This window comes from Streptomyces sp. NPDC056169, assembly GCF_042268445.1.
Lineage (GTDB): Bacteria > Actinomycetota > Actinomycetes > Streptomycetales > Streptomycetaceae > Streptomyces.
Genome location: NZ_JBHJUO010000010.1, coordinates 67,534 through 87,636, shown reverse-complemented (window position 1 = coordinate 87,636; position 20,103 = coordinate 67,534). Strand labels below are relative to the sequence as shown.

21 protein-coding genes are annotated in these 20,103 nt (G+C 71.4%); 6 read left to right on the top strand and 15 right to left on the bottom strand.

Annotated features, from left to right (window positions below):
• Positions 1 to 57 precede the first annotated feature (57 nt).
• Positions 58 to 1,029: a GlxA family transcriptional regulator gene (locus ACFC0G_RS17735; protein ID WP_376404093.1), complete on the top strand. Its 972-nt coding sequence runs from the start codon at positions 58 to 60 to the stop codon at positions 1,027 to 1,029.
• Between the two features lie 189 nt (positions 1,030 to 1,218).
• Here ACFC0G_RS17735 and ACFC0G_RS17730 read toward each other — a convergent pair whose 3' ends face one another.
• From ACFC0G_RS17730 to ACFC0G_RS17720, 3 genes are all read right to left on the bottom strand, one after another.
• A complete protein-coding gene (locus ACFC0G_RS17730; protein ID WP_376404091.1) occupies positions 1,219 to 1,950 on the bottom strand; it encodes a flavodoxin family protein in 732 nt (243 codons plus the stop codon).
• Between the two features lie 156 nt (positions 1,951 to 2,106).
• On the bottom strand, positions 2,107 to 2,910 hold the full coding sequence (locus ACFC0G_RS17725; RefSeq protein ID WP_376404089.1) for an N-formylglutamate amidohydrolase: 804 nt from the start codon (positions 2,908 to 2,910) through the stop codon (positions 2,107 to 2,109).
• Between the two features lie 25 nt (positions 2,911 to 2,935).
• Complete coding sequence (locus tag ACFC0G_RS17720; protein WP_376404087.1) at positions 2,936 to 3,364, bottom strand: ATP-binding protein; 429 nt, start codon at positions 3,362 to 3,364, stop codon at positions 2,936 to 2,938.
• A gap of 189 nt (positions 3,365 to 3,553) precedes the next feature.
• On the opposite strand from ACFC0G_RS17720, the gene ACFC0G_RS17715 reads away from it, so the two are divergent.
• Complete coding sequence (locus tag ACFC0G_RS17715) at positions 3,554 to 4,429, top strand: RNA polymerase sigma factor SigF (protein WP_376404085.1); 876 nt, start codon at positions 3,554 to 3,556, stop codon at positions 4,427 to 4,429.
• A gap of 110 nt (positions 4,430 to 4,539) precedes the next feature.
• Here the strand turns inward: ACFC0G_RS17715 and ehuA are convergent, their stop codons facing one another.
• The 10 genes from ehuA to ACFC0G_RS17665 form a co-directional block, all read right to left on the bottom strand.
• Positions 4,540 to 5,319: an ectoine/hydroxyectoine ABC transporter ATP-binding protein EhuA gene (gene ehuA / locus ACFC0G_RS17710; protein WP_376404083.1), complete on the bottom strand. Its 780-nt coding sequence runs from the start codon at positions 5,317 to 5,319 to the stop codon at positions 4,540 to 4,542.
• Complete coding sequence (ehuD, locus tag ACFC0G_RS17705) at positions 5,309 to 5,944, bottom strand: ectoine/hydroxyectoine ABC transporter permease subunit EhuD (protein ID WP_376404081.1); 636 nt, start codon at positions 5,942 to 5,944, stop codon at positions 5,309 to 5,311. Before ehuD ends, ehuA begins: the two co-directional genes overlap by 11 nt.
• Complete coding sequence (gene ehuC / locus ACFC0G_RS17700) at positions 5,944 to 6,618, bottom strand: ectoine/hydroxyectoine ABC transporter permease subunit EhuC (protein ID WP_376404079.1); 675 nt, start codon at positions 6,616 to 6,618, stop codon at positions 5,944 to 5,946. The genes ehuD and ehuC overlap by 1 nt, the downstream gene beginning before the upstream one ends.
• Positions 6,619 to 6,630: 12 nt before the next feature.
• Positions 6,631 to 7,548, bottom strand: coding sequence for an ectoine/hydroxyectoine ABC transporter substrate-binding protein EhuB (gene ehuB / locus ACFC0G_RS17695; protein WP_376404077.1), 918 nt, complete (start codon positions 7,546 to 7,548; stop codon positions 6,631 to 6,633).
• Entirely contained in the window at positions 7,545 to 8,441 is an 897-nt protein-coding gene (gene thpD, locus ACFC0G_RS17690) for an ectoine hydroxylase (RefSeq protein ID WP_376404075.1), read from the bottom strand. Before thpD ends, ehuB begins: the two co-directional genes overlap by 4 nt.
• Before the next feature lie 48 nt (positions 8,442 to 8,489).
• Complete coding sequence (locus ACFC0G_RS17685) at positions 8,490 to 8,906, bottom strand: ectoine synthase (protein WP_376404073.1); 417 nt, start codon at positions 8,904 to 8,906, stop codon at positions 8,490 to 8,492.
• 38 nt (positions 8,907 to 8,944) lie between these two features.
• On the bottom strand, positions 8,945 to 10,216 hold the full coding sequence (gene ectB, locus ACFC0G_RS17680; protein ID WP_376404071.1) for a diaminobutyrate--2-oxoglutarate transaminase: 1,272 nt from the start codon (positions 10,214 to 10,216) through the stop codon (positions 8,945 to 8,947).
• Between the two features lie 53 nt (positions 10,217 to 10,269).
• Entirely contained in the window at positions 10,270 to 10,773 is a 504-nt protein-coding gene (gene ectA / locus ACFC0G_RS17675; RefSeq protein ID WP_376404069.1) for a diaminobutyrate acetyltransferase, read from the bottom strand.
• 341 nt (positions 10,774 to 11,114) lie between these two features.
• Complete coding sequence (locus ACFC0G_RS17670) at positions 11,115 to 11,918, bottom strand: endonuclease I family protein (RefSeq protein WP_376404067.1); 804 nt, start codon at positions 11,916 to 11,918, stop codon at positions 11,115 to 11,117.
• 263 nt (positions 11,919 to 12,181) lie between these two features.
• Complete coding sequence (locus ACFC0G_RS17665) at positions 12,182 to 12,646, bottom strand: Lrp/AsnC family transcriptional regulator (protein WP_024757018.1); 465 nt, start codon at positions 12,644 to 12,646, stop codon at positions 12,182 to 12,184.
• 136 nt (positions 12,647 to 12,782) lie between these two features.
• On the opposite strand from ACFC0G_RS17665, the gene ACFC0G_RS17660 reads away from it, so the two are divergent.
• The 4 genes from ACFC0G_RS17660 to ACFC0G_RS17645 all read left to right on the top strand — a co-directional run bounded on the left by ACFC0G_RS17660 (position 12,783) and on the right by ACFC0G_RS17645 (position 18,457).
• A complete protein-coding gene (locus ACFC0G_RS17660) occupies positions 12,783 to 13,901 on the top strand; it encodes an asparaginase (protein ID WP_376404064.1) in 1,119 nt (372 codons plus the stop codon).
• 434 nt (positions 13,902 to 14,335) lie between these two features.
• Positions 14,336 to 15,769, top strand: a complete 1,434-nt coding sequence (locus tag ACFC0G_RS17655; RefSeq protein ID WP_376404062.1) for an aspartate ammonia-lyase — start codon at positions 14,336 to 14,338, stop codon at positions 15,767 to 15,769.
• A 164-nt stretch (positions 15,770 to 15,933) separates the two neighbouring features.
• Positions 15,934 to 16,725, top strand: coding sequence for an aminoglycoside adenylyltransferase family protein (locus tag ACFC0G_RS17650; protein WP_376404060.1), 792 nt, complete (start codon positions 15,934 to 15,936; stop codon positions 16,723 to 16,725).
• An 82-nt stretch (positions 16,726 to 16,807) separates the two neighbouring features.
• On the top strand, positions 16,808 to 18,457 hold the full coding sequence (locus ACFC0G_RS17645; RefSeq protein ID WP_376404058.1) for a GMC oxidoreductase: 1,650 nt from the start codon (positions 16,808 to 16,810) through the stop codon (positions 18,455 to 18,457).
• Positions 18,458 to 18,521: 64 nt separating this feature from the next.
• Here the strand turns inward: ACFC0G_RS17645 and ACFC0G_RS17640 are convergent, their stop codons facing one another.
• Together ACFC0G_RS17640 and ACFC0G_RS17635 are read right to left on the bottom strand one after the other, a co-directional pair.
• Complete coding sequence (locus ACFC0G_RS17640) at positions 18,522 to 19,010, bottom strand: carboxymuconolactone decarboxylase family protein (protein ID WP_376404056.1); 489 nt, start codon at positions 19,008 to 19,010, stop codon at positions 18,522 to 18,524.
• Positions 19,007 to 20,086, bottom strand: coding sequence for a dihydrodipicolinate reductase (locus tag ACFC0G_RS17635; RefSeq protein WP_376404054.1), 1,080 nt, complete (start codon positions 20,084 to 20,086; stop codon positions 19,007 to 19,009). Before ACFC0G_RS17635 ends, ACFC0G_RS17640 begins: the two co-directional genes overlap by 4 nt.
• Positions 20,087 to 20,103: the final 17 nt, after the last annotated feature.

Genomic DNA, 20,103 nt, shown 5'->3' with positions numbered 1-20,103 from the left:
CTAGATCGCCATGTAAAGGGGCGATCTCGCCATAGGCATGATGCTCAGGAGGCGAGCGTGAGCGCGCTGCGGGTCGGTGTCCTGGCCTATCCGGGCTGCTTCGCGTCCGAGGTGTTCGGCGTCCCCGACCTGTTGACGATGGCCACGCACGTTGCCGGTCCGGACCGCGCCGGCTACGAGGTGTCGATTGTGTCGCCTCGTCGTCGCGTCGCCGCATCAGGTGGGGCGGCGTTGGCCGTCTCTCCGCTGCGCGAGGTCGACGTTCTTGTCGTGCCAGGGTTCGAGCTCGTGCCGGGCCTCGACGTGGACGCGAAGCTCGTAGCCCTCGCCCCTGAAATTGCGGCGATCCGCTCACACGCCGCTGCGGGCAATACCGTCGTCTCGATCTGCGTCGGTGCGTTCCTGCTCGCCGAGGCAGGGCTCCTCAACCGACGCCGGGCTACGACGGCGTGGTTCCTCGCCGACGAATTGGCTCGACGCTGTCCGGAGACCGATGTCCGACCCGAACGTCTCGTCGTCACCGACAAGGGGGTGACGACGACGGCGGCCTTCAGCGCCATGTACGACTTCGCACTGGAACTCATCCGCCGGCACAGCGGTGCCGACGTGGCACGGACAACCGCGCGGGTGGCGCTCCTCGACACTGCGCGGTCGTCCCAGACTCCATACGTCGACGCGCGACTTCTTCCGCAGCCCGGAAACGAGTTCTCCCGCAAGGTCATGCGGCACCTCGACCAGAACCTCGCCGCCCGATACGACCTCGCCGCGTTGGCGGACACACTCAGGGTCAGCACTCGGACTCTGCTGCGGCGCTTCGCAGACGCGACCGGCCAGAGTCCTCTCGAGTACCTACAGTCGTCGCGCGTCCGTCGCGCCCGCCACCTCCTTGAGACCACAGACCGAACCGTCGCCAGCATCTCCACCGCGGTCGGGTACAAGGACTCCGGAACCTTCGCTGCTCTCTTCGCCAAGCACACCGGACGACGCCCAAGGGACTACCGCGCAACCTTCCGGTCTGGTGCCAACTGATGGTGGCCTTCCCTGGTGGGAGCTCGCCGGACTCCAGCGCGAATGTCGTGGGCTGGGTGATGGCCTTGCGCTCGGTGAGCTCCTTCTGGGTCGTCACCTGTTCTCCGTGCCGACCACCGGGCATGGGCGGCTGCGCGGATCTTCAGCGCCGTGCACTTCCGCCGGAACTCCGACCGTTCCGGCCCGCACTCAACGGTGCTCGGGGTTCTCGAAGTCGAACCGGCAGCCGGCGTCCCACTCGGAACGCTGGTTTCCGTGGGCCGGGATGCCACCGGCGTCCTTGAGCATCCTCGCCAGGTGGAGCTGGTTCCAGGTCATGAAGGTCGCGTTGCGGTTCGTGAAGTCGTTCTCCGGACCGCCCGAGCCGGGGTCGAGGTAGGACGGTCCCGGGCCGGCCGGGCCGACCCAGCCCGCGTCGGCCTGCGGCGGAATGACGTATCCGAGGTGCTGGAGGCTGTAGAGGACGTTCATCGCGCAGTGCTTGGCGCCGTCCTCGTTGCCGGTGATCAGGCAGCCGCCCACGCGACCGTAGTAGGCGTACTGGCCGTGCTCGTTGAGGATCGACGAGCAGGCGTACAGGCGCTCGATCACCTTCTTCATGACTGAGGAGTTGTCTCCCAGCCACACAGGCCCCGCCAGGGTCAGGATGTCGGCGGCCATCACCTGCGAGTAGATCACCGGCCACTCGTCCGTCTCCCACCCGTGCTCCGTCATGTCCGGCCAGACACCGGTCGCGATGTCGATGTCCACCGCCCTGAGCACCTCGACCTGCACGCCCTGGCGCTCCATGATCCCGGTGCTGATGTCGATCAGTCCCTGCGTGTGGCTGCGCTCTGGGGAACGTTTCAGGGTGCAGTTGATCACCAGGGCGCGCAGGTCGGCGTACGACGTCGTTGAGTCCGGCACGGAATCCTCCTCCATACGCTCCGGGATTCCGGACGTGAGGCACCGGAGATCTCCCAGTACAGCTCACCAGGCCTTCGCCCCGGGCGCTCGTGGAGCTGGGCCGGTTGCCTGACAGCCCGCCCTCCGGTCCACCGGCCAGGGCCACACACCGGTCGCGATGCCGAGTCGCTCCTACGCCGTCGGGTGCGAGGGCACGGCGTCGACGAGTGCCGCGAGCGCGGTGCCGAGGGCCCGCACTCCCGCTCCCGCCGCGCCGCCCGGCTCGCTCATGTAGACATCACGGCGGATCTCGATCATGAGCGCGCTCACCCTCGGATCCCTGCCGTAGTACGACAGGGGTACGTACGTCCCGGCGAAGGGCGTGTCCGTCGCGAGGCCCCCGAACCCGCCGAACGCCTCCCGTGCCGCGTCGAGCAGGGCCGGCGGCGTGTGGAAGGCGTCCGTGCCGAGGCAGACCGGGGGACGGGGCCCCTTGCCGTGCAGCTCGTACGGCAGCGGCTCGGTCGGGTACGAGTGGACGTCGACGATCACCGCACGGCCCGTCGCGGCGAGCCGCCCGGCCACGGCGTCGGCCATGCCCTCGGCGTACGGCGTGAAGTACCGGTCGATGAGCGGCGCCGGATCGAAACCGGCAGGCCGGAGCGCCGTGCGGTGCGTCGTCCGGGTGTACACCGCGCCCATCCCGACGGCGAGCATCTCCTCGCGCTCGTCGGGGAAGCGCTCGGGGTCGACGACGAGCCGGGAGAGCCGGTTGACGAACCGCCAGGGGGCCTTGCCGGCGGTCGCGGAGGCCGCGGCGGCGATCTCCGCGGTGTGGGCGTCGGTGATGTGGTCCAGCTCGCGGTCCAGCTCCTCGTCGCCGAGCAGGATGCCGTCCCGCACGTCCGGGGGTATCACCCGGGAGGAGTGCGGCACATGGAGGAGGACGGGTGAGTCCGGGGCGCCGGCGAGGAGTTCGTACGAGGGTGAGGTCATCGGCTCACCCTTCCACGGGCGGACGTCATCGGTCGAACGCCACCGCCGCGTGGATGGTTTTGCCGTCCGGGCCCGTGTCCACGGTCACCTCGCAGCACAGCCGCAGCACGATCGGCCAGCCGAAGCCGCCGGGACGCAGCTCCTCGCGGAGCTCGTACAGCGGGGACTCCGTACTGGCGTCGGACACGGACACCGTCACCCGGTCGCGTCCGATGCCGATCCCGAAACCGGTGACGCCGCCCCCGTGGCGGTGCGCGTTGGTGACCAGCTCCGAGGTGACGAGCAGCAGGTCCTCGACCTGGGAGGGCCGCAGAGGGCCGAGACCCGTGAGCATGCGGCGTACGAGCTGCCGTGCCTCGGCCGGTGTCGTACGGACCGGGGGCCATCCGGCGTTCCGGGCGCCGAGCGGGTCCGCCCCGAGGGCCGGGGACCGGGTGTAGCTCCGGGTCGTCATGGCGGATCCCTTTCATTCCGTTCTTGCCGGTTCCTCAACAGCTGACAGGTTTCGTCTGCCCGTTCGCACCGGGGTGATTCCTCCTTCCCGTGAGGAAGGGGCCGGGCACGGGCGAGGAGTGCCTCCGGGAAGCCGGGGTACGAGAACCAGGACCGCTGAACGGACCGCGAGCCAGAGGAGGTTGTCCCCGTGCGGACCGATCCGGCCGAGGCGACGACGACGTACGCGACGAGCGGGGCGGGTGAGGACCTGCCCTGTCCCGAGGTCCCGCAGGCGGTTCCGCCCCGGGACGCGCGTGCCCTGTCCAAGGTGTTCTTCCGGGAACTGGCGGTGCGGGAGGAGGGCACCGAGGGGCACCAGTACGTCCGGAACACCCTGATCGAGATGAACATGTCCCTGGTGGTGTACGCGGCGGGTCGGTTCCGCGCCCGCGGCGACGAGAGGGAGGACATCCTCCAGGTCGGCATGGTCGGTCTGATCAAGGCGATCGACCGCTTCGACCTGTCGCGCGAGGTGGAGTTCGCCACCTTCGCCGTGCCGTACATCGTGGGCGAGATCAAACGGTTCTTCCGCGACACCACCTGGGCTGTGCACGTCCCGCGCCGGCTCCAGGAGGCACGGGTCGAGCTGGCGAAGGCGACCGAGGAGCTGAGTTCACGGCTCGGCAGGGCCCCGCGGATCGCGGAGCTGGCGCCGGTCATGGACCTGTCCGAGGACCAGGTGATCGAGGCCCAGGTCGCGGCCAACGGCTACCACTCGACGTCCCTGGACGCCACGTTCGCCGCCGGTGACAGCGACGACGAGGACGCCGCCCTGGCCGACCTCATCGGCCAGGAGGACCCGGCGCTCGCCCTCTTCGAGGAGTTCCACACCCTCGCCCCGCTCCTGGAGGCCCTCGCCCCGCGCGACCGGCTGCTGCTGCACCTCCGCTTCGTCGAGGAACTCACCCAGACGCAGATCGGCGAGCGGCTCGGCGTCTCCCAGATGCATGTCTCGCGCCTGCTCGCCCGCAGCCTCGACCAGCTTCGGGAAGGCATGGCGGTCGAGCAGCAGGGCGACGCCTGAGAGGAAGGTGACGCCTGAGAGGAAGGTGACGGCCGGGAGGGTGACGGCCGAGAGGAAGGTGACGGCTGGGAGGAGGTGCGGCCAGGCCCGCGCCCGGCCGCACCTTCCCCTCAGCGGACCGAACTCAGGAAGGTACGCGTGCGCTCCTCGGCGGGCGCGTCCAGGAGTTCGTCGGCCGGCCCCGACTCGACGATCCGGCCACGGTCGAACATCATGATCCGGTCCGAGACGTCCCGGGCGAAACCCATCTCGTGCGTCACGCACAGCAGCGTGATGTCGGTCCCGCGGGCGATGTCCCGCAGCACGTCGAGCACCTCCGCCACCAGCTCCGGGTCCAGCGCGGACGTCACCTCGTCCAGGAGCAGGATCTCGGGCCGCATCGCCAGGGCGCGGGCGATGGCCACCCGCTGCTGCTGGCCCCCGGAGAGCCGGGTCGGCCGGGCGTCGACCTTGTCGGCGAGCCCGACCAGGTCGAGCAGCTCCCGGGCCCTGCGTCCCGCTTCCTCCCGGCTCTCGCCGAGGACGTGCACGGGCGCCTCGACGACGTTCTCGAGAACGCTCATGTGCGGGAAGAGGTTGAACTGCTGGAAGACCATGCCGATCTTCCGCCGCCGCTCGGCCAGATGACGCTCGCTCGCCGGCACCGGTTTCCCGCCCGCGCGGCCCGGCATGTGTGAGAAGGGCTCCCCGTCGACATGGATGACGCCGTCGGTCACCCGCTCCAGCGTCATGAGCAGCCGGAGGATGGTGGTCTTCCCGGAGCCGCTCGGACCGATCAGGGTCACCCGCTCCCCGCGGGCGACCTCCAGGTCGAGGCCGTCGAGCACGGTGTGGTCGCCGTACCGCTTCGTGACCAGGTCGAAGCGGACCGCCGGGTCCTCAGTGGGCAAGGCGTGCCTCCAGTCGTCGCAGCAGTACGGACGTCGGCCAGCTCGCGAGCAGGAACACCGCGGCGGCCAGGGTGAAGCTCTCCAGATAGGCGAAGTGGGTGCTCCCGAACGTGTTCGCCTCGTGGACCATCTCGTGCACCGTGATCACCGACAGCAGCGGCGTCTCCTTGAACATGGAGACCGCGTAGTTGCCCAGCGGCGGCAGCACGTTGCGGACGGCCTGCGGCAGCACCACCGCCCGCCACACCCGCCGGCTCGGCAGCGACAGCGCCGTGCACGCCTCCCACTGCCCCTTCGGTACGGCGTCGATGCCCGTCCGGTACACCTCGGAGAGGTACGTGGCGTAGTGCACGCCGAGGACCAGGACGCCCAGCGCCGGCGCGTCGAGCCCCGGGATCAGCACCCAGGCCGCGAACAGCTGCACCAGGAGCGGCGTCGAGCGGACGAACCCGGCCGCCCCGCGCAGCGGGAGGGCCAGCCACGCGGGAGCCGCGCGCCCGGCGAAGGCGAGCACGAGTCCCAGGACCGCCGCGACGGCGAAGGCCAGTACGGTCGCGACAAGCGTGACGCCGAACCCCTCCAGTACGGTCGGCAGCGCGGCCCGGGCCGCCTCCCCGTCCCACATCACACGCCTCCTTCCTGGCCCAGGCGGGCCTTCGCGGCCCGCTCCAGAGCGTTCATGAGGAGGCTCAGCACGACGGCCATGCCGAAGTAGAGCCCCAGGAGCAGCAGGTACGAGGCGGCCGTCGAGCCCGTCGCCGAGCGCAGCTGGTCGATCCGGAAGGTGAGGTCGGGGACCGTCACCAGGGAGAGCAGCGGCGTCGCCTTCAACAGCTGGACGAGCAGGTTCTTGAACGGCGCCACCATCAGCGCGTGCGCCTGCGGCAGTACCACTCGCCGCAGCCGCAGCGCCGGCCCCATGGACAGCGCGATCGCCGCCTCGGTCTGGGCGCGGGGCACCGCGGCCACCGCGCCCCGGACGACCTCGGAGCCGTACGCCCCGAAGTTGAGCCCCAGCGCGAGGACACCGCAGGCCAGCGGCTCCAGCCGGAAACCGAGCATCGGCAGCGCGAAGAACAGCCAGAAGAGCTGCACGTACAGCGAGGTCCCCCGGAAGAACTCCACGACGAGCCGCGCCGCCCCGCGCACCGGCAGCCGCGCCGACCGGGACAGCAGCCCCAGCGCGTACGCGAGGACCAGGGCGAGCGCGGCGCCCAGCACCGTGGCCTCGGCCGTGACCAGGAGCCCGTCGGCGAGCCCGGGCGCCGCCCGGCGGAGCTCGGGGAGGAAGTCAGCCACGTCGGCCGCCCCTCACCCGGCGCACAGGTCGGCGGTCCGCAGGGAACGGGGCGGCACCTCGCGCGAGGTGAAGCCGTAGCGCCCGATCAGCTCCACGAACCGGTCCGGAGCACCGGTGATCTTCCGGAGCTCGATGTCGAAGGCATCCCGCAGACCGGTCGCGCCCGGCCGGAACACGGCTCCGCCCGCGCCGAGCTGCCGTACGCCGTCGACCACCGGGACGAACGGCTCGGCCACCTCCACCGCCGCGCCCCGGTTCGTCCGCGCGAGCCAGCGCAGGGAGATGGCGGTCAGCGCGAAGGCGTCGATCCGGCCGGCCAGCAGGGCGTCGAGACCGTCCTGCTGCTTGGCCAGCGTCTTCACCGAACCGTCGGGGACACCCGCCGCCTTGGCGAAGGACGCCTCCACCGCGGCCGTCAGCACGCCGACCGTGGCGCCCTTCGCCGCGCAGGACGCCAGATCGCTCACCCCCTTCGGATTGCCCTCGCGGACCATCAGGGCGGTGGGGGAGACGAACTCCGGCTCGGAGAAGACCACCTTGGCGCAGCGCTCGGGCGTGATCGACATGCCCGCGCTCACGACGTCGAACCGGTCGGCGAGGAGCCCGGGGATCAGCGCCCCGAACTCGGTGAGCGTCGGGCGCAGTTCGCCCACGCCGAGCGCCGTGAAGATCTCGCGGTGCAGCGTCGGGGCCTCGCCCGCGAGCTCGGAGCCGTCCTGGAAGCCGTACGGCGCCTCGCCGGCGAAGCCGACCCGTACGAAGCCCTGCTTCCGCAGCTTCGCCAGGAGCGCGCCGTCGTCCTCGGGAGCCCCTGACCCGACCTGGGTGCGGGTGCAGGCCGCGAGCAGCCCGGGTGTGAGGGCGAGTCCGCCCAGGAGCGCCGTTCTGCCGAGGAAGCGGCGGCGGTCGAGGTGTGCGGGACCGGTCATGACCGGTCCGGGGCGGGCGCGGCGATGAAGGAGGGCCGCCGGACCGGGGCGGCGAAGGGTGCCTCCGGCTGGTTCTCGACGCTGTTGAAGACGAGGAACACATTGCTGCGGGGGTACGGGGTGATGTTGTCGCCCGACCCGTGCAGGGCGTTGCAGTCGAACCAGGTGGCGGAGCCGGCCGGACCGGTGAAGTGGCGGATGCCGCAGGCGTCGGCGAAGGTGGTCAGCGCCTCGTGGGAGGGGGTGCCGGCGTCCTGCATCCGGAGCGACTTCTTGTAGTTGTCCCGGGGGGTGGCCCCGGCGCAGCCCAGGAAGGTGCGGTGCGAACCCGGCATGATCATCAGGCTGCCGTTGGTGGTGTGGTTCGGGGTGAGGGCGATCGAGACCGAGACGGTCCGCATCCTCGGCAGGCCGTCCTCCGCGTGCCAGGTCTCGAAGTCGGAGTGCCAGTAGAAGCCGCTGGCGCCGAAGCCGGGCTTGACGTTGACCCGCGACTGGTGGACGTAGACGTCGGAGCCGAGGATCTGGCGGGCGCGCCCGAGGACCCGCGGATCCTGGGCCAGCCGGCCGAAGACCTCGCTCATCCGGTGCACCTCGAAGACGGACCGGATCTCCTGGGAACGGGGCTCGACGACCGCCCGCTCGTCCGCCCGTACGGCGGGGTCGGCGACGAGCCGGTCCAGCTCCGCCCGGAGTGCGTCGACCTCGTCGGGGGTGACGATCTCGTCCACCGTGACGAAGCCGTCGCGGTCGTACTCCTCCAGTTCACGGGCCCAGAACGGGCCCGCCGTGCCGGGCTCGGACCACACGACGGGGTCCTTGCGGCCGATCAGTTCCTCCTTGGGGCCACGGGTGGGGTAGAGGTCGACGGGACGGGTGGGTGCGGAGGGCATGGGGGAGCGTGCTTCCTTTCGCGTAGGGGTGTCGGTGTCGTGCCGGGCTCAGACGTCGTCGGATGCGGGCTCGGGTTCGGTCAGCAGCGGGTAGACGCCGTTCTCGTCGTGGTCCTCGCGCCCCGTGACGGGCGGGTTGAAGACGCACAGGCAGCGGAAGTCCGCCTTGACCTTGAGGGTGTGGCGCTCGTGCCCGTCGAGCAGGTACATCGTTCCGGGCACGATCGTGTACGTGCGGCCCGTCTCGTGGTCGGTGAGCTCGGCCTCGCCGGCCGTGCAGACCACGGCCTCGACGTGGTTCGCGTACCACATGGCGGTCTCGGTGCCGGCGTACAGCACCGTCTCGTGGAGGGAGAAGCCCACCCGCTCACGGGCCAGGACGATGCGCTTGCTCTCCCAGGTGCCCGAGGCGGCCCTCACGTGCCGCTCGGTGTTCTCCAGCTCGTCGAAGGAACGGACGATCATGGGGTGTTGCCTTTCCGGTCATCGGGTCAGGAGAGGGATCAGGCGGTGTGCCGGACGGAGCGGGCCAGGATGCCGAGGCCCTCGTCGAGTTCGTCGTCCGTCGCGGTCAGCGGCGGGAGCAGCTTCACGACCTCGCCGCGCGGCCCCGAGGTCTCCACGAGGAGGCCGGTCTCGAAGGCGCGCCGGCACACGGCCTCGGCGCGCTCTCCGTCGGCGAACTCCAGGCCCCACACCAGGCCGCGGCCGCGGACCGCCAGGCCCGTCCGCCCGTCGCCCGCGCACAGGTCCAGGAGGGCGCGTTCCACCCGGTCCGCGCGGCTCAGGGTCCGCTCGCGCAGGGCGCCGTCGCGCCAGTAGGCGTCGAGGGCGGCCGTGGCGGTGACGAAGGCGGGGTTGTTCCCGCGGAAGGTCCCGTTGTGCTCGCCGGGCTGCCACACGTCCAGCTCGGGCCGGAAGAGGCAGAGGGCCATGGGCAGGCCGTAGCCGCTGATGGACTTGGACAGGGTGACGATGTCGGGCGTGATGCCGGCCTCCTCGAAGGAGAAGAAGTCGCCGGTGCGTCCGCAGCCCATCTGGATGTCGTCCACGATGAGGAGCATGTCGTGTCGGCGGCAGAGCTCCGCGAGGCCGCGCAGCCACTCGGCGCGTGCGACGTTGATGCCGCCTTCTCCCTGGACGGTCTCGACGATCACGGCCGCCGGGTGGTCGAGGCCGGAGCCGGCGTCGTCCAGGAGCCGCTCGAACCAGAGGAAGTCGGGGAGGCGTCCGTCGAGGTAGTCGTCGAACGGCATCCGGATGGCGTGGTTGAGGGGCACGCCCGCCCCGGCGCGCTTGGCAGCGTTTCCGGTGACGGCGAGCGAGCCGAGCGACATCCCGTGGAAGGCGTTGGTGAAGGAGACGACCGTCTGCCGCCCGGTGACCTTCCGGGCCAGTTTCAGCGCGGCCTCCACGGCGTTGGTGCCGGTGGGGCCGGGGAACATCACCTTGTAGGGCAGGGCGCGGGGCTCCAGGACCGTCTCGTGGAAGGTCTCGAGGAAGGCGCGTTTGGCGGTCGTCGACATGTCGAGGCCGTGGGTGACGCCGTCGTCGGCGAGGTAGTCGAGGAGGGCACGCTTGAGGGCGGGGTTGTTGTGGCCGTAGTTCAGCGAGCCCGCGCCGGCGAAGAAGTCGAGGTACGGACGCCCCTGCTCGTCGTACAGCCGGCTGCCACTGGCGCGTTCGAAGACGACGGGCCAGGCGCGGCAGTAGCTGCGGACCTCCGATTCGACGGTCTCGAAGACGGAGGGGGCGGCGATGTCGGTCAGGGTCACGAAGTCTCTTCTCCAGAGTGGGGTTCGGGGTGCACGGGGGCGCGGACGGGGGCTCAGGACACCGGGGCACCGAGGGGGCCGATGCGGTACAGCACCTCGGAGTCGTGTCCCGCCGCGGGGAAGGCGGCCGACGGGAAGAGGACCTCCTGGGTCACGTCCGCGCCGTGCCGGCGCGCGTAGGACCGGAACAGCCGGTCGGACGCCAGGTTCCCCGGGGTGACGGTCGCCTCGACCCGGCTGATGCCGTGGTCGGCGGCCACGCGTGCGGACAGGTCGTCGAGCAGGGACCCGGCCACCCCGCTTCCGCGGTGCGCGTCCTCGACGGCGATCTGCCAGACGAAGAGCGTCTCGGGCGCGTCGGGCCGCAGATAGCCGGTCACGAAACCGATCGGGCGTCCGGAGGCGTCACGGGCGACGGAGGTCGTGTCGGCGAAGTCGCGGCACCACAGCAGGTAGCTGTACGGCGAGTTGAGGTCCAGGTCCCCCGAGCCGCGGGCGATCCGCCAGAGCTCGGCGCCGTCCGCGATCGTCGGGGGTGTCGTGCGGGCAGTGGTCATGGGCGCCGAAGCTACCGAGTGGATCTCCGAACTTCCTGGCCCTGGGGTCTTGTTCGGGGTCGGTGGAACGTGATAGGTGCACCGGCGGTCGCCATGGCGGGAATGCGGGCTTCGGCGTACGGCAAACTGGGGCACGAGCGGGCAAAATCACCGTTTATAACGGATGGGTAACGCCTTGCGGGTGCCCCTCACGGTTGCGCGAAGAGCGTGAGAAAATCTGCGATTTCGCGTTTGAAGGCGCCGGGAGCGGTCAGGCGTAGAGGCCGGTCCCGCGGAACGCGAAGCAGCCGGGCCAGGGGTGATGCGCCCGGCCCGGCTGTGTACGTACGGTCGTGCTCGATCTACCAGATCGCCTCGACCCACTCGGGGTGGTCGATGAAGGGATTGCGGTTGCCCTGGTAGGTGCCGTAGATGACGTCGTTGCGGCGCTCCTCGAAGGCGCTCGGCGGGTCCTGCTCGTTCCACTGCTTCAGGATCGCGAGCCGGCCGTGGAAGGGGACGCTGCCGTTGGAGGTCGACTCGTTGGGCTCCAGGTCGGCCCAGGCGTCGTCGCCCTCGTAACGGACGGCCATGTAGAGGATCATGCGGGCGACATCGCCCTTGTCGGCGTTGCGCGGCTCGAAGGAGTTGGAGTCCGTGTAGCTGCCGGGGGCGCCGCTGACCGCGCTGCCACCGGTGTCCCAGTCCTTGTTCCCGCGCGTGCTGTTGACCTGGACGTCGCACGCCCGCAGGTGGTGCAGGTCCGTGCCGGGCCCGGCCGAGGTGCCGAAGTTGCCGTGGGACTGCGCCCACACGTGCTCGCGGTTCCAGTCGCCCACGTCGCCGCCGTTGAGGGACTTGCTGCGCGAGACGCCGCTGTAGAGCAGGACCACGTTGCTCGTGTTGTTGGGGTCCTGGTCGGTGACCTTCAGCGCGTTCCAGACGGCGTCGTACGAGATCTTGCTCTGGCTGCTGATGATCGTGTGCAGCGAGGACTTGAGGCTCGTGCCGGTCTTGCCGACCGCGTTCTTGTAGTACGTCGTGTCGTACGCGGTGGTCGTGGCGCTGGCGGGAGTCGCGGTGACCGCGGGGAGCGTGACGCTGAAGAGGGTGGCGGCGACGGCCGCTGCCCACGCCTTCCATCTGGCGATCCGCACAACGGACATGGGGGGCCCTTTCCCGGGGACGGTACGCGCGGGGCGGCGGGGACCGGCTCAAGGGCCCCGCTGTCTACGCGTGTTGACTTCGTGTCATCGGGAGGGTGACACACGTCAGGTACCTGTCATGTAACGAGGAAGAGGCTGTTCCGTGACGTTCTCGCATATGGAGCGACCGGAGGACCCGAAGACTGCCTCCGTGCCGTGCCGTGATGGGACGTGCCCGGTCGCGATCGGCGTACTCGGGCGTACTCGGGCGTACTCGGGTGCGCTCAGGCGCCCCGGACGTCCACGGGCATGCCCTTCGGCTCCTTGATCCGCTTCATGATGATCTGCGAGTTGACCTCGGTGACCCCGGCCAGCGTCGTCAGCCGCTCGATCCACAGCCGCTCGTACGCCGCGAGATCGGCCACCGCGATCCGCAGCAGGCAGCCCGGACTGCCGAACAGGCGGTACGCCTCGATGACGTCCGGCACGTCCTGGAGCGCCTCCTCGAAGGCCTCCACCGTCTCGCGGTCCCGTCGCACCTCCACCGAGACGAGCACCTCGAAGCCCCGCCCGACCGCCTCCGGGTCGATGATCGCCCGGTAGCCCTGGATCACCCCGTCCTGCTCCAGCTGGCGCACCCGGCGCAGACAGGGGGAGGGGCTGAGCCCGACCCGCTGGGCCAGCTCCTGGTTGCTCAGCCGGCCGTCGTTCTGGAGCTCGCGCAAGATATGGAGATCGATTCGGTCCATGGCGCAATTATCTATCACGCACAGCCGCTGGCCGGGCTGAATTGGCAATCGTCTTGCGCGGCCCCTGTCCTATCGTTGCGGATGTAGGGCGCGTGGGTATGACGCGCACGTCGGTATCGAGTGAGGGCGGGCAGGCATGAAGCGGACGAACGACGGAGGACCGCGCCGGATCGTCGTCATCAGCACCGGCGGCACGATCGCCAGCCGCTGGCAGGGCACGGGCTACGCGGCCGACGCCTCCGGTGACGACGTCCTGGCCACCGCCCCCCTCCCCGAGGGCGTCGGTGTCGAGGTCGTCGACCTCTTCAACGTCAACAGCTCGCGCATGACCTCCGCGCACCAGCTCGCCCTCCTGCGGACCGTCCACGAGACGTTCGCCGACCCCGGCGTCGACGGCATCGTGGTCACCCACGGCACCGACACCCTGGAGGAGACCGCCTTCCTCCTGGACCTCCACCACTCCGACGCCCGCCCGGTCGTCCTCACCGGCGCCCAGCGCCCCTTCGGCACGGGCGACGGCGACGGCCCCGGGAACCTGTACGACGCCCTCCAGGTCGCCGCCTCCGTCCGCGAGCTGGGCGTCCTCGTCGTGTTCGACGGACGCGTCCACGCGGCCCGCGGCACCGTCAAGACCCAGACCCTCGCCGCCGACGCCTTCTCCGACCCCTCCGCCGAGCGTCTCGGCCGCGTCGGCTTCTCCCGCGTCGACGTCGAGCGCCTCCCGGAGCGCCCCGCCCCGCTGCCGCTCCCCGACGCGGCCCTGACCGCGAACCCCGGCGCCACCGCCCCCGGCGTGGCTCCGCTGCCGCGGGTCGACATCGTCACGCACCACGCCGACGGCGACGCGCTCTTCCTCAAGGCGGCCGTGGCCGCCGGTGCCCGGGGCCTCGTCCTCGAAGCGACCGGCGCGGGCAACGCCACCCCCGAGATCGCCGCCGCCGTCGCGGACGCCGTCGCCCAGGGCGTCCTCGTCGCCGTGAGCACCCGCGTCCCCGCGGGACCGCTCGCCGAGATCTACACCGGCGGCGGAGCGGTCGACCTCGTCGCCGCCGGAGCGCTGCTCACCGGCACGCTCCGGGCCGCCCAGGCGCGGATCGCCGTCCTCGCAGCCGTCCTCGCCGAGGGTGACGTCAGCCCGGACCCCGCGCGCCGCACCGCGCTCCTGCGCCGTCTTCTGGAGGGACCCGTCCGCGCGGAGCCCGCGCTCGCCACCGGCGGCTCCCGGTCGGCCTCGGCCGTCGCCACGCGCGCCTGACCCGGACGGCGGCCCGGGGGCCGGTCCGCTCGACCGGCGCCCCCGTCCCACCGGCCCCTGACCCGGGCCCCTGAAACCCCGGTTCGCGGGCGGAGTGTTCCCCACCCTCCGCCCGCGAACCGGCGCCAACCTTCCTGCACCCCCTGCCGGCGTACGGCCCCGCGACCGCCCGTCGGGCCGCGGGGCCGTACGCCCCGCGACCGCCCGTCGGGCCGCGGCGGAGCCGTGCCCGCGCGTCGGACCCACGCCACTGCCGGCGGCCGTCACGCCGGCGCGCGCACTCCGGGCAGCCCTCCCGTACTCCGAGCGGCCCCTCCCGTACTCAGCGCGGCCCCTCCCGCACGCCGAGCTGCCCGCACCCGTACCCCGTACTCCCAGCGGCCCGTACCCCATACCTCGTACGCCGCTTCCCCCTCCCCGCAAGGACGGCTCCCATGGTTTCCGCACCCGCCCCGCACACCCCTTCCGTCCGCAGCGAGCACGACCTGCTCGGCGACCGGGACGTTCCCGCCGACGCCTACTGGGGCGTGCACACCCTGCGCGCCACCGAGAACTTCGCGATCACCGGCACGCCGATCTCCGTCTACCCCCTGCTCATCGACGCGCTCGCCGCCGTCAAGGAGGCCGCGGCCCGCGCCAACGAGGAGCTCGGCCTGCTCCCCGCCGACAAGGCCGACGCCATCGCCGGTGCCTGCCGGGAGATCAGGTCCGGACACCTCCACGACCAGTTCGTCGTCGACGTGGTCCAGGGCGGCGCCGGCACGTCGACCAACATGAACGCCAACGAGGTCGTCGCCAACCGAGCCCTGGAGCTCCTCGGCCACGCCAAGGGCGACTACGCCCGCCTCCACCCCAACGAGGACGTCAACCTCGGCCAGTCCACCAACGACGTCTACCCGACCGCCATCCGCATCGCGGCGATCGGCGCGGCCCGTGAGCTCCTCGTCGCCATGGCCGTGCTCCAGGACGCCTTCGCCGCCAAGGCCCTGGAGTTCCGCGAGGTCGTCAAGATGGGCCGCACCCAGCTCCAGGACGCGGTGCCCATGACCCTGGGCCAGGAGTTCTCCACGTACGCCGTGATGCTGGAGGAGGACCGCGGGCGCCTCGCCGAGGCCGTCGAGCTCATCCACGAGATCAACCTCGGCGCCACCGCCATCGGCACCGGCCTCAACGCCGCCCCCGGCTACGCGGAGACCGCCCGCCGCAACCTCGCCGACCTGACCGGTCTGCCGCTCGTGACCTCCGCCAACCTCATCGAGGCCACCCAGGACTGCGGCGCCTTCGTCCAGCTCTCCGGGGTCCTCAAGCGCATCGCGGTCAAGCTCTCCAAGACCTGCAACGACCTGCGCCTGCTCTCCTCGGGGCCGCGCGCGGGCCTCGGCGAGATCAACCTGCCGGCGGTCCAGGCGGGTTCGAGCATCATGCCCGGCAAGGTCAACCCGGTGATCCCCGAGGTCGTCAACCAGGTCGCCTTCGAGGTGATCGGCAACGACATCACCATCACCATGGCCGCCGAGGGCGGACAGCTCCAGCTCAACGCCTTCGAGCCCGTCATCTTCCACGCCCTCTCGAAGAGCCTCCTCTCGCTCCGCGCCGCCTGCCTCACCCTCGCCGAGCGGTGCGTCAGCGGCATCACGGCCAACACCGAGGCCCTCCGTGCCGCCGTGGAGAACTCCATCGGCCTCGCCACCGCCCTCAACCCGCACCTCGGCTACACGGCCGCCACGGCCATCGCTCAGGAGGCGCTCGCCACCGGCCGGGGGGTAGCCGAACTCACCCTGGAGAAGGGCCTGCTGCCCGCACACCGGCTCGCCGAACTGCTCACTCCGGAGCGGCTCACCGGCGCCCCCGGTTCGTCACTCGCCTGACCGTCGGGCCGCTCCTCCTCCGGCCTTCCTTCCTCCGGCCGCTCCTGCTCCGGCCTTCCCTGCTCCGGCCTTCCCGTCTCAGGCCGCCCCGTCCTCGGTAGCCCCCCTCCGGCCGCGACGGTACGGTGACGGCCCCGCGCCCGTCGCCCGTCAGGAGCCGCCGCATGCCCGCTCACGCCCACGACGGCGCCGACCACGAGGCCGCCCGCCGTGTCGTGGGGATCGTCCGCGAGACCCTCGGCGGGGACACCGTCCTCGCGGCGTGCCTGCACGGCTCCGCCGTCCTCGGAGGTCTGCGCCCCACCAGCGACGTGGACGTGATCGTCGCCCTGACCCGGCGCACCACCGAGGGGGAGCGCCGCGCCCTCACGGACGCCCTGCTCGCCGTCTCGGGCGAGCGGGCGTACGGCGGGCCCGCCCGGCCCGTCGAACTGAGTCTGGTCGTCCACGCCGACGTGCGCCCCTGGCGCTACCCGCCCGTGTGCGAGTACCTGTACGGGGAATGGCTCCGCGACGACTTCGAGCGCGGTCTCACCCCCGCTCCCGCGCCCTGCCCCGACCTCGCCCCGCTCCTCGCCATGGCCCGCGCCGGGGACCTCTCCCTCCACGGCCCCTGCCCGTCCGTGCTCTTCGAGGCGGTGCCGCCGGCCGATCTGCGGGCCGCGGTCGCCGCGGGCGTACCCGAGCTGCTCGCCGACCTCGACGGCGACACCCGCAACGTGCTGCTGACCCTGGCCCGGATCCTCACCACCCTGCGCACCGGCCGGATCCGTTCGAAGGACGGGGCGGCGGCGTGGGTGCTGGGCGAGCTGCCGGAGGAGTACCGGCCGGTGCTCGCCGCCGCGCGGGACCAGTACCTGGCGGGGGAGTACGGGGACTGGGCGGAGCTGCTGCCCGCGGCGCGGGCCCACGCCGCGTACATGGCGGAGGCGATCAAGAAGGCGTATGCGGCCTGAAGTTACTCGGCAGTTTCTCGTGACTTCCTCGGCGGCCGGTCGTAGAACGTGTTCCCATTCACTCGCGAGTGAGGACGATCACATGAGTGAACACCCCCAGCCCGGCCAGGGAAATCGCCACGTCAGCCGCCGTGGCTTCCTCGCGGGAACAGGTTCTGTTCTCGGCGCCGCCGCCCTCGCCGGCACGATCACGACCCCCGCCCGAGCCGAGGTCCCCGGACTGAACTGCACCCCCATCCCCGACGGATCCCAGGTGCGCGCCCTCGTCATCGGCACCGGCTACGGCGGCTCCGTCGCCGCCTTGCGGCTCGCCCGGGCGGGCGTGGACGTGCACATGATCGAGATGGGCATGGCCTGGGACACCCCGGGCCCCGACGGCAAGATCTTCGCCAACACCACCACCCCGGACTACCGTTCCTTCTGGCTGCGCACCCGCACGAAGCAGCCGCTGAACCAGTTCCTCGGCTTCCCGCTCGACAAGGACGTCCCCATCCACACGGGCATCCTCGACGCCGAGGACTTCGCCGGCATCACCGTCTACCAGGGGCGCGGGGTCGGCGGAGGTTCCCTCGTCAACGGCGGCATGGCCGTCACCCCGCTCCGGGAACGCTTCCCGGCGATCCTTCCGACGGTCGACCCGGCCGAGATGTACTCCACCTACTACCCGCGCGCCAACGCGGGCCTGGGCGTCACCTCGGTGGACGTCAACTGGTGGGAGAACGCGGACTGCTACCAGTACGCCCGGGTCGGCCGCAAGCACGCCCAGCGCTCCGGCTTCCCCTTCGTCTTCGTGCCCAACGTCTACGACTGGGACTACATGAAGCAGGAGGCCGCCGGGTCCGTCCAGAAGTCCGCCCTGGCGGGCGAGGTCATCTACGGCAACAACGTCGGCAAGAAGAGCCTCCAGAAGACGTACCTGGCCCAGGCCGCCGCCACCGGCAGGGTGAACGTCTCCCCGCTCCACCGGGTGACCTCCGTCAGCCCCGCCGCCGGAGGCGGCTACACCGTCGTCATCGACCAGATCGACACCACCGGCGCCACCCTCGTCACCAAGACCGTCCGTGCCGACCGGGTCTTCTTCGCCGCCGGCAGCGTCGGCACCAGCAAGCTCCTCACCCGACTCAAGGCGACCGGCGCCCTGCCGTCGCTCAACGAGCACATCGGCAAGGGCTGGGGCGACAACGGCAACGTCATGTGCGGCCGCGCCAACCACATGTGGGACCCGACCGGGAAACTCCAGTCCTCCATGCCCACCGCGGGCATCGACAACTGGGAGGCCGGAGGCGCCTTCGCCGAGGTCGCCCCGCTGCCCACCGGCATCGAGACCTACGCCTCCTTCTACCTCTCCATCACCCGCACCCCGCGCCGCGCCGAGTTCACCTGGAACCCGTCCACCGGCAAGGTCGACCTGAGCTGGGACCGGGCCTGGAAGCAGACGTCCATCGACATGGCCAAGTCCATCTTCGACAAGATCAACAGCAAGGAGGGGACGATCTACCGGACCGACCTCTTCGGCGCCTACAAGATCTGGGGCGACCACCTCACCTACCACCCGCTCGGCGGTGCCGTCCTCGACCGGGCCACGGACAACCACGGGCGCCTGCACGGCTACCAGGGGCTCTACGTGATGGACGGCTCCCTCATCCCCGGGAACACCAGCGTCAACCCGTTCGTCACCATCACCGCCCTCGCCGAGCGCAACATCGAGAACATCATCGCCGAGGACTTCTGACCCGGCGGGTACACGAAGGGGCCGGCCGGTTCGAGAACCGGCCGGCCCCTCCGTGCGCCGGGCCTCACCCCGTCGGCAGCACGCACACCGTGTCGAGACCGAGCACCCGGTTGAGCCGCCCGAAGGCCAGCCACGAGCCCAGGCTCATCGTCAGCTCCACGATCTCCTCCTGGCTGTACCGGGCCGTCATCCGCGCCCAGAACTCCTCGTCCAGGCCGTGGTGGTCCAGCGCGTACCGCTCCGCGTACTCGGCCGCCAGTCGCGTCCGCTCGTCGAAGGCCTCCGACACCTCCGTCGTCCGCCAGGCCGCGACGACCTCGTCGAAGCCCTCCTCGACCTTCTCGCCGTCCCGGTCGGTACGCCAGTCCAGACAGAACCCGCAGCCGTTGATCTGCGCGATCCGCAGGCGCGCCGCCTCGAACTCGCGCAGCCCCAGGGTCGTATGGGCGTACACCGACAGCGAGAAGTTCGCCGCCGCCGTCCCGATCTCCGGGACCATGTCGCCCCACACGTACCCGATCGGCTCCTGGCCCTCGGGAATGTCGATGATCACCGCGGTCTCCTTCCGAGTTTGCCGACCGCCGGCCTCAGCGGTACGTCCAATGCGTCGTACAGTCCCGGCTCCGCCGCCACCAGCCAGTCGATCGCGCCGACGAGCCGGCCCACGGCGGTGGCGTTGCCGCCCGCCGAGCGGTTCTCGCCCTCGTCGGTCGCCGCCACCGTCACCTCGATCCGCGGGCTGCCCTCGACGATCACCCGGTGCGCGCCCGCCCCGTCCGGGGGCACCGGCCAGTCCGGCGCGCACGAGGGGTGGATGCGGGTGACGTGCTCGATGACGATCCGGGGCTCGCCGTCGACGATGCCCTGCACCTCGAAGCGGATCGCGCCCTGCGTCCCCGCCTCGAAGACGCCCATCGTCCGCGTCTTCACGGTGGTCTCCAGCGGCCGCCGCTCCATCGTCTCGCGGATCTCGTCGAGCTCGGCCCCCAGCGCGCGGGCCATCAGCCGCACCTGCCCGCCCCAGATCATGGTCGGGACCGAGGGCCACAGCATCGGCGGCTCGTACTCCATCGGCCGCCCCATCCCGACCAGCTCCCGGACCGACTCCTCCTGCTCGTACGTCGAGTAGTCGAAGATCTCCTGGCAGCGGATCGCGTCCACCGTGGCGCCGAGCCCGCTCACGAGCAGCGGCAGCACGTCGTTGCCCCAGCCCGGGTCCACGCCCGACACGAAGAGCGAACCGCCGCCCTCGGCGACCGCCGCGAGCACCGGATCGCGGAACTCCGGCGGCGCGTTGCGCTGGTCGTACAGCGGGTACAGCGCGGGCGTGACCACCACCGCGCCCGCCGCCACCGCCCGTGCCACGTCGGCGAGCGCCCCGTCGGGCCGGGTGTCGCCCGAGGCCGCGTACACCACCGCCCCCGGCCGCCCGCCGAGCACCGCGCCGACGTCGTCGTCGGCCACCACCCCGAGGTCGCACCCGAGCCCCGCGAGCCGGCCCGCGTCGCGGCCGACCTTCGCCGGGTCGGACACGAGGACGGCCGCGAGTTCGAGACCCGGGTGGGCGTCCACGGCACGGATGGCCGCGCGCCCGACATTTCCGGTACCCCACACCACTGTCCGAATCATGCGCGGAGGGTAGCGTC

Excerpts from the sequence above, each read along its gene's own strand:
- ehuB (WP_376404077.1), bottom strand. The coding sequence starts at position 7,548 with ATGACCGGTCCCGCACACCTCGACCGCCGCCGCTTCCTCGGCAGAACG.
- ACFC0G_RS17725 (WP_376404089.1), bottom strand. The coding sequence starts at position 2,910 with ATGACCTCACCCTCGTACGAACTCCTCGCCGGCGCCCCGGACTCACCC.
- ACFC0G_RS17720 (WP_376404087.1), bottom strand. The coding sequence starts at position 3,364 with ATGACGACCCGGAGCTACACCCGGTCCCCGGCCCTCGGGGCGGACCCG.
- ACFC0G_RS17665 (WP_024757018.1), bottom strand. The coding sequence starts at position 12,646 with ATGGACCGAATCGATCTCCATATCTTGCGCGAGCTCCAGAACGACGGC.
- ACFC0G_RS17685 (WP_376404073.1), bottom strand. The coding sequence starts at position 8,906 with ATGATCGTCCGTTCCTTCGACGAGCTGGAGAACACCGAGCGGCACGTG.
- ACFC0G_RS17670 (WP_376404067.1), bottom strand. The coding sequence starts at position 11,918 with ATGTCCGTTGTGCGGATCGCCAGATGGAAGGCGTGGGCAGCGGCCGTC.
- ACFC0G_RS17660 (WP_376404064.1), top strand. The coding sequence starts at position 12,783 with ATGAAGCGGACGAACGACGGAGGACCGCGCCGGATCGTCGTCATCAGC.
- ACFC0G_RS17655 (WP_376404062.1), top strand. The coding sequence starts at position 14,336 with ATGGTTTCCGCACCCGCCCCGCACACCCCTTCCGTCCGCAGCGAGCAC.
- ectA (WP_376404069.1), bottom strand. The coding sequence starts at position 10,773 with ATGACCACTGCCCGCACGACACCCCCGACGATCGCGGACGGCGCCGAG.
- ehuD (WP_376404081.1), bottom strand. The coding sequence starts at position 5,944 with ATGTGGGACGGGGAGGCGGCCCGGGCCGCGCTGCCGACCGTACTGGAG.
- thpD (WP_376404075.1), bottom strand. The coding sequence starts at position 8,441 with ATGCCCTCCGCACCCACCCGTCCCGTCGACCTCTACCCCACCCGTGGC.
- ACFC0G_RS17730 (WP_376404091.1), bottom strand. The coding sequence starts at position 1,950 with ATGGAGGAGGATTCCGTGCCGGACTCAACGACGTCGTACGCCGACCTG.
- ACFC0G_RS17650 (WP_376404060.1), top strand. The coding sequence starts at position 15,934 with ATGCCCGCTCACGCCCACGACGGCGCCGACCACGAGGCCGCCCGCCGT.
- ACFC0G_RS17645 (WP_376404058.1), top strand. The coding sequence starts at position 16,808 with ATGAGTGAACACCCCCAGCCCGGCCAGGGAAATCGCCACGTCAGCCGC.
- ACFC0G_RS17635 (WP_376404054.1), bottom strand. The coding sequence starts at position 20,086 with ATGATTCGGACAGTGGTGTGGGGTACCGGAAATGTCGGGCGCGCGGCC.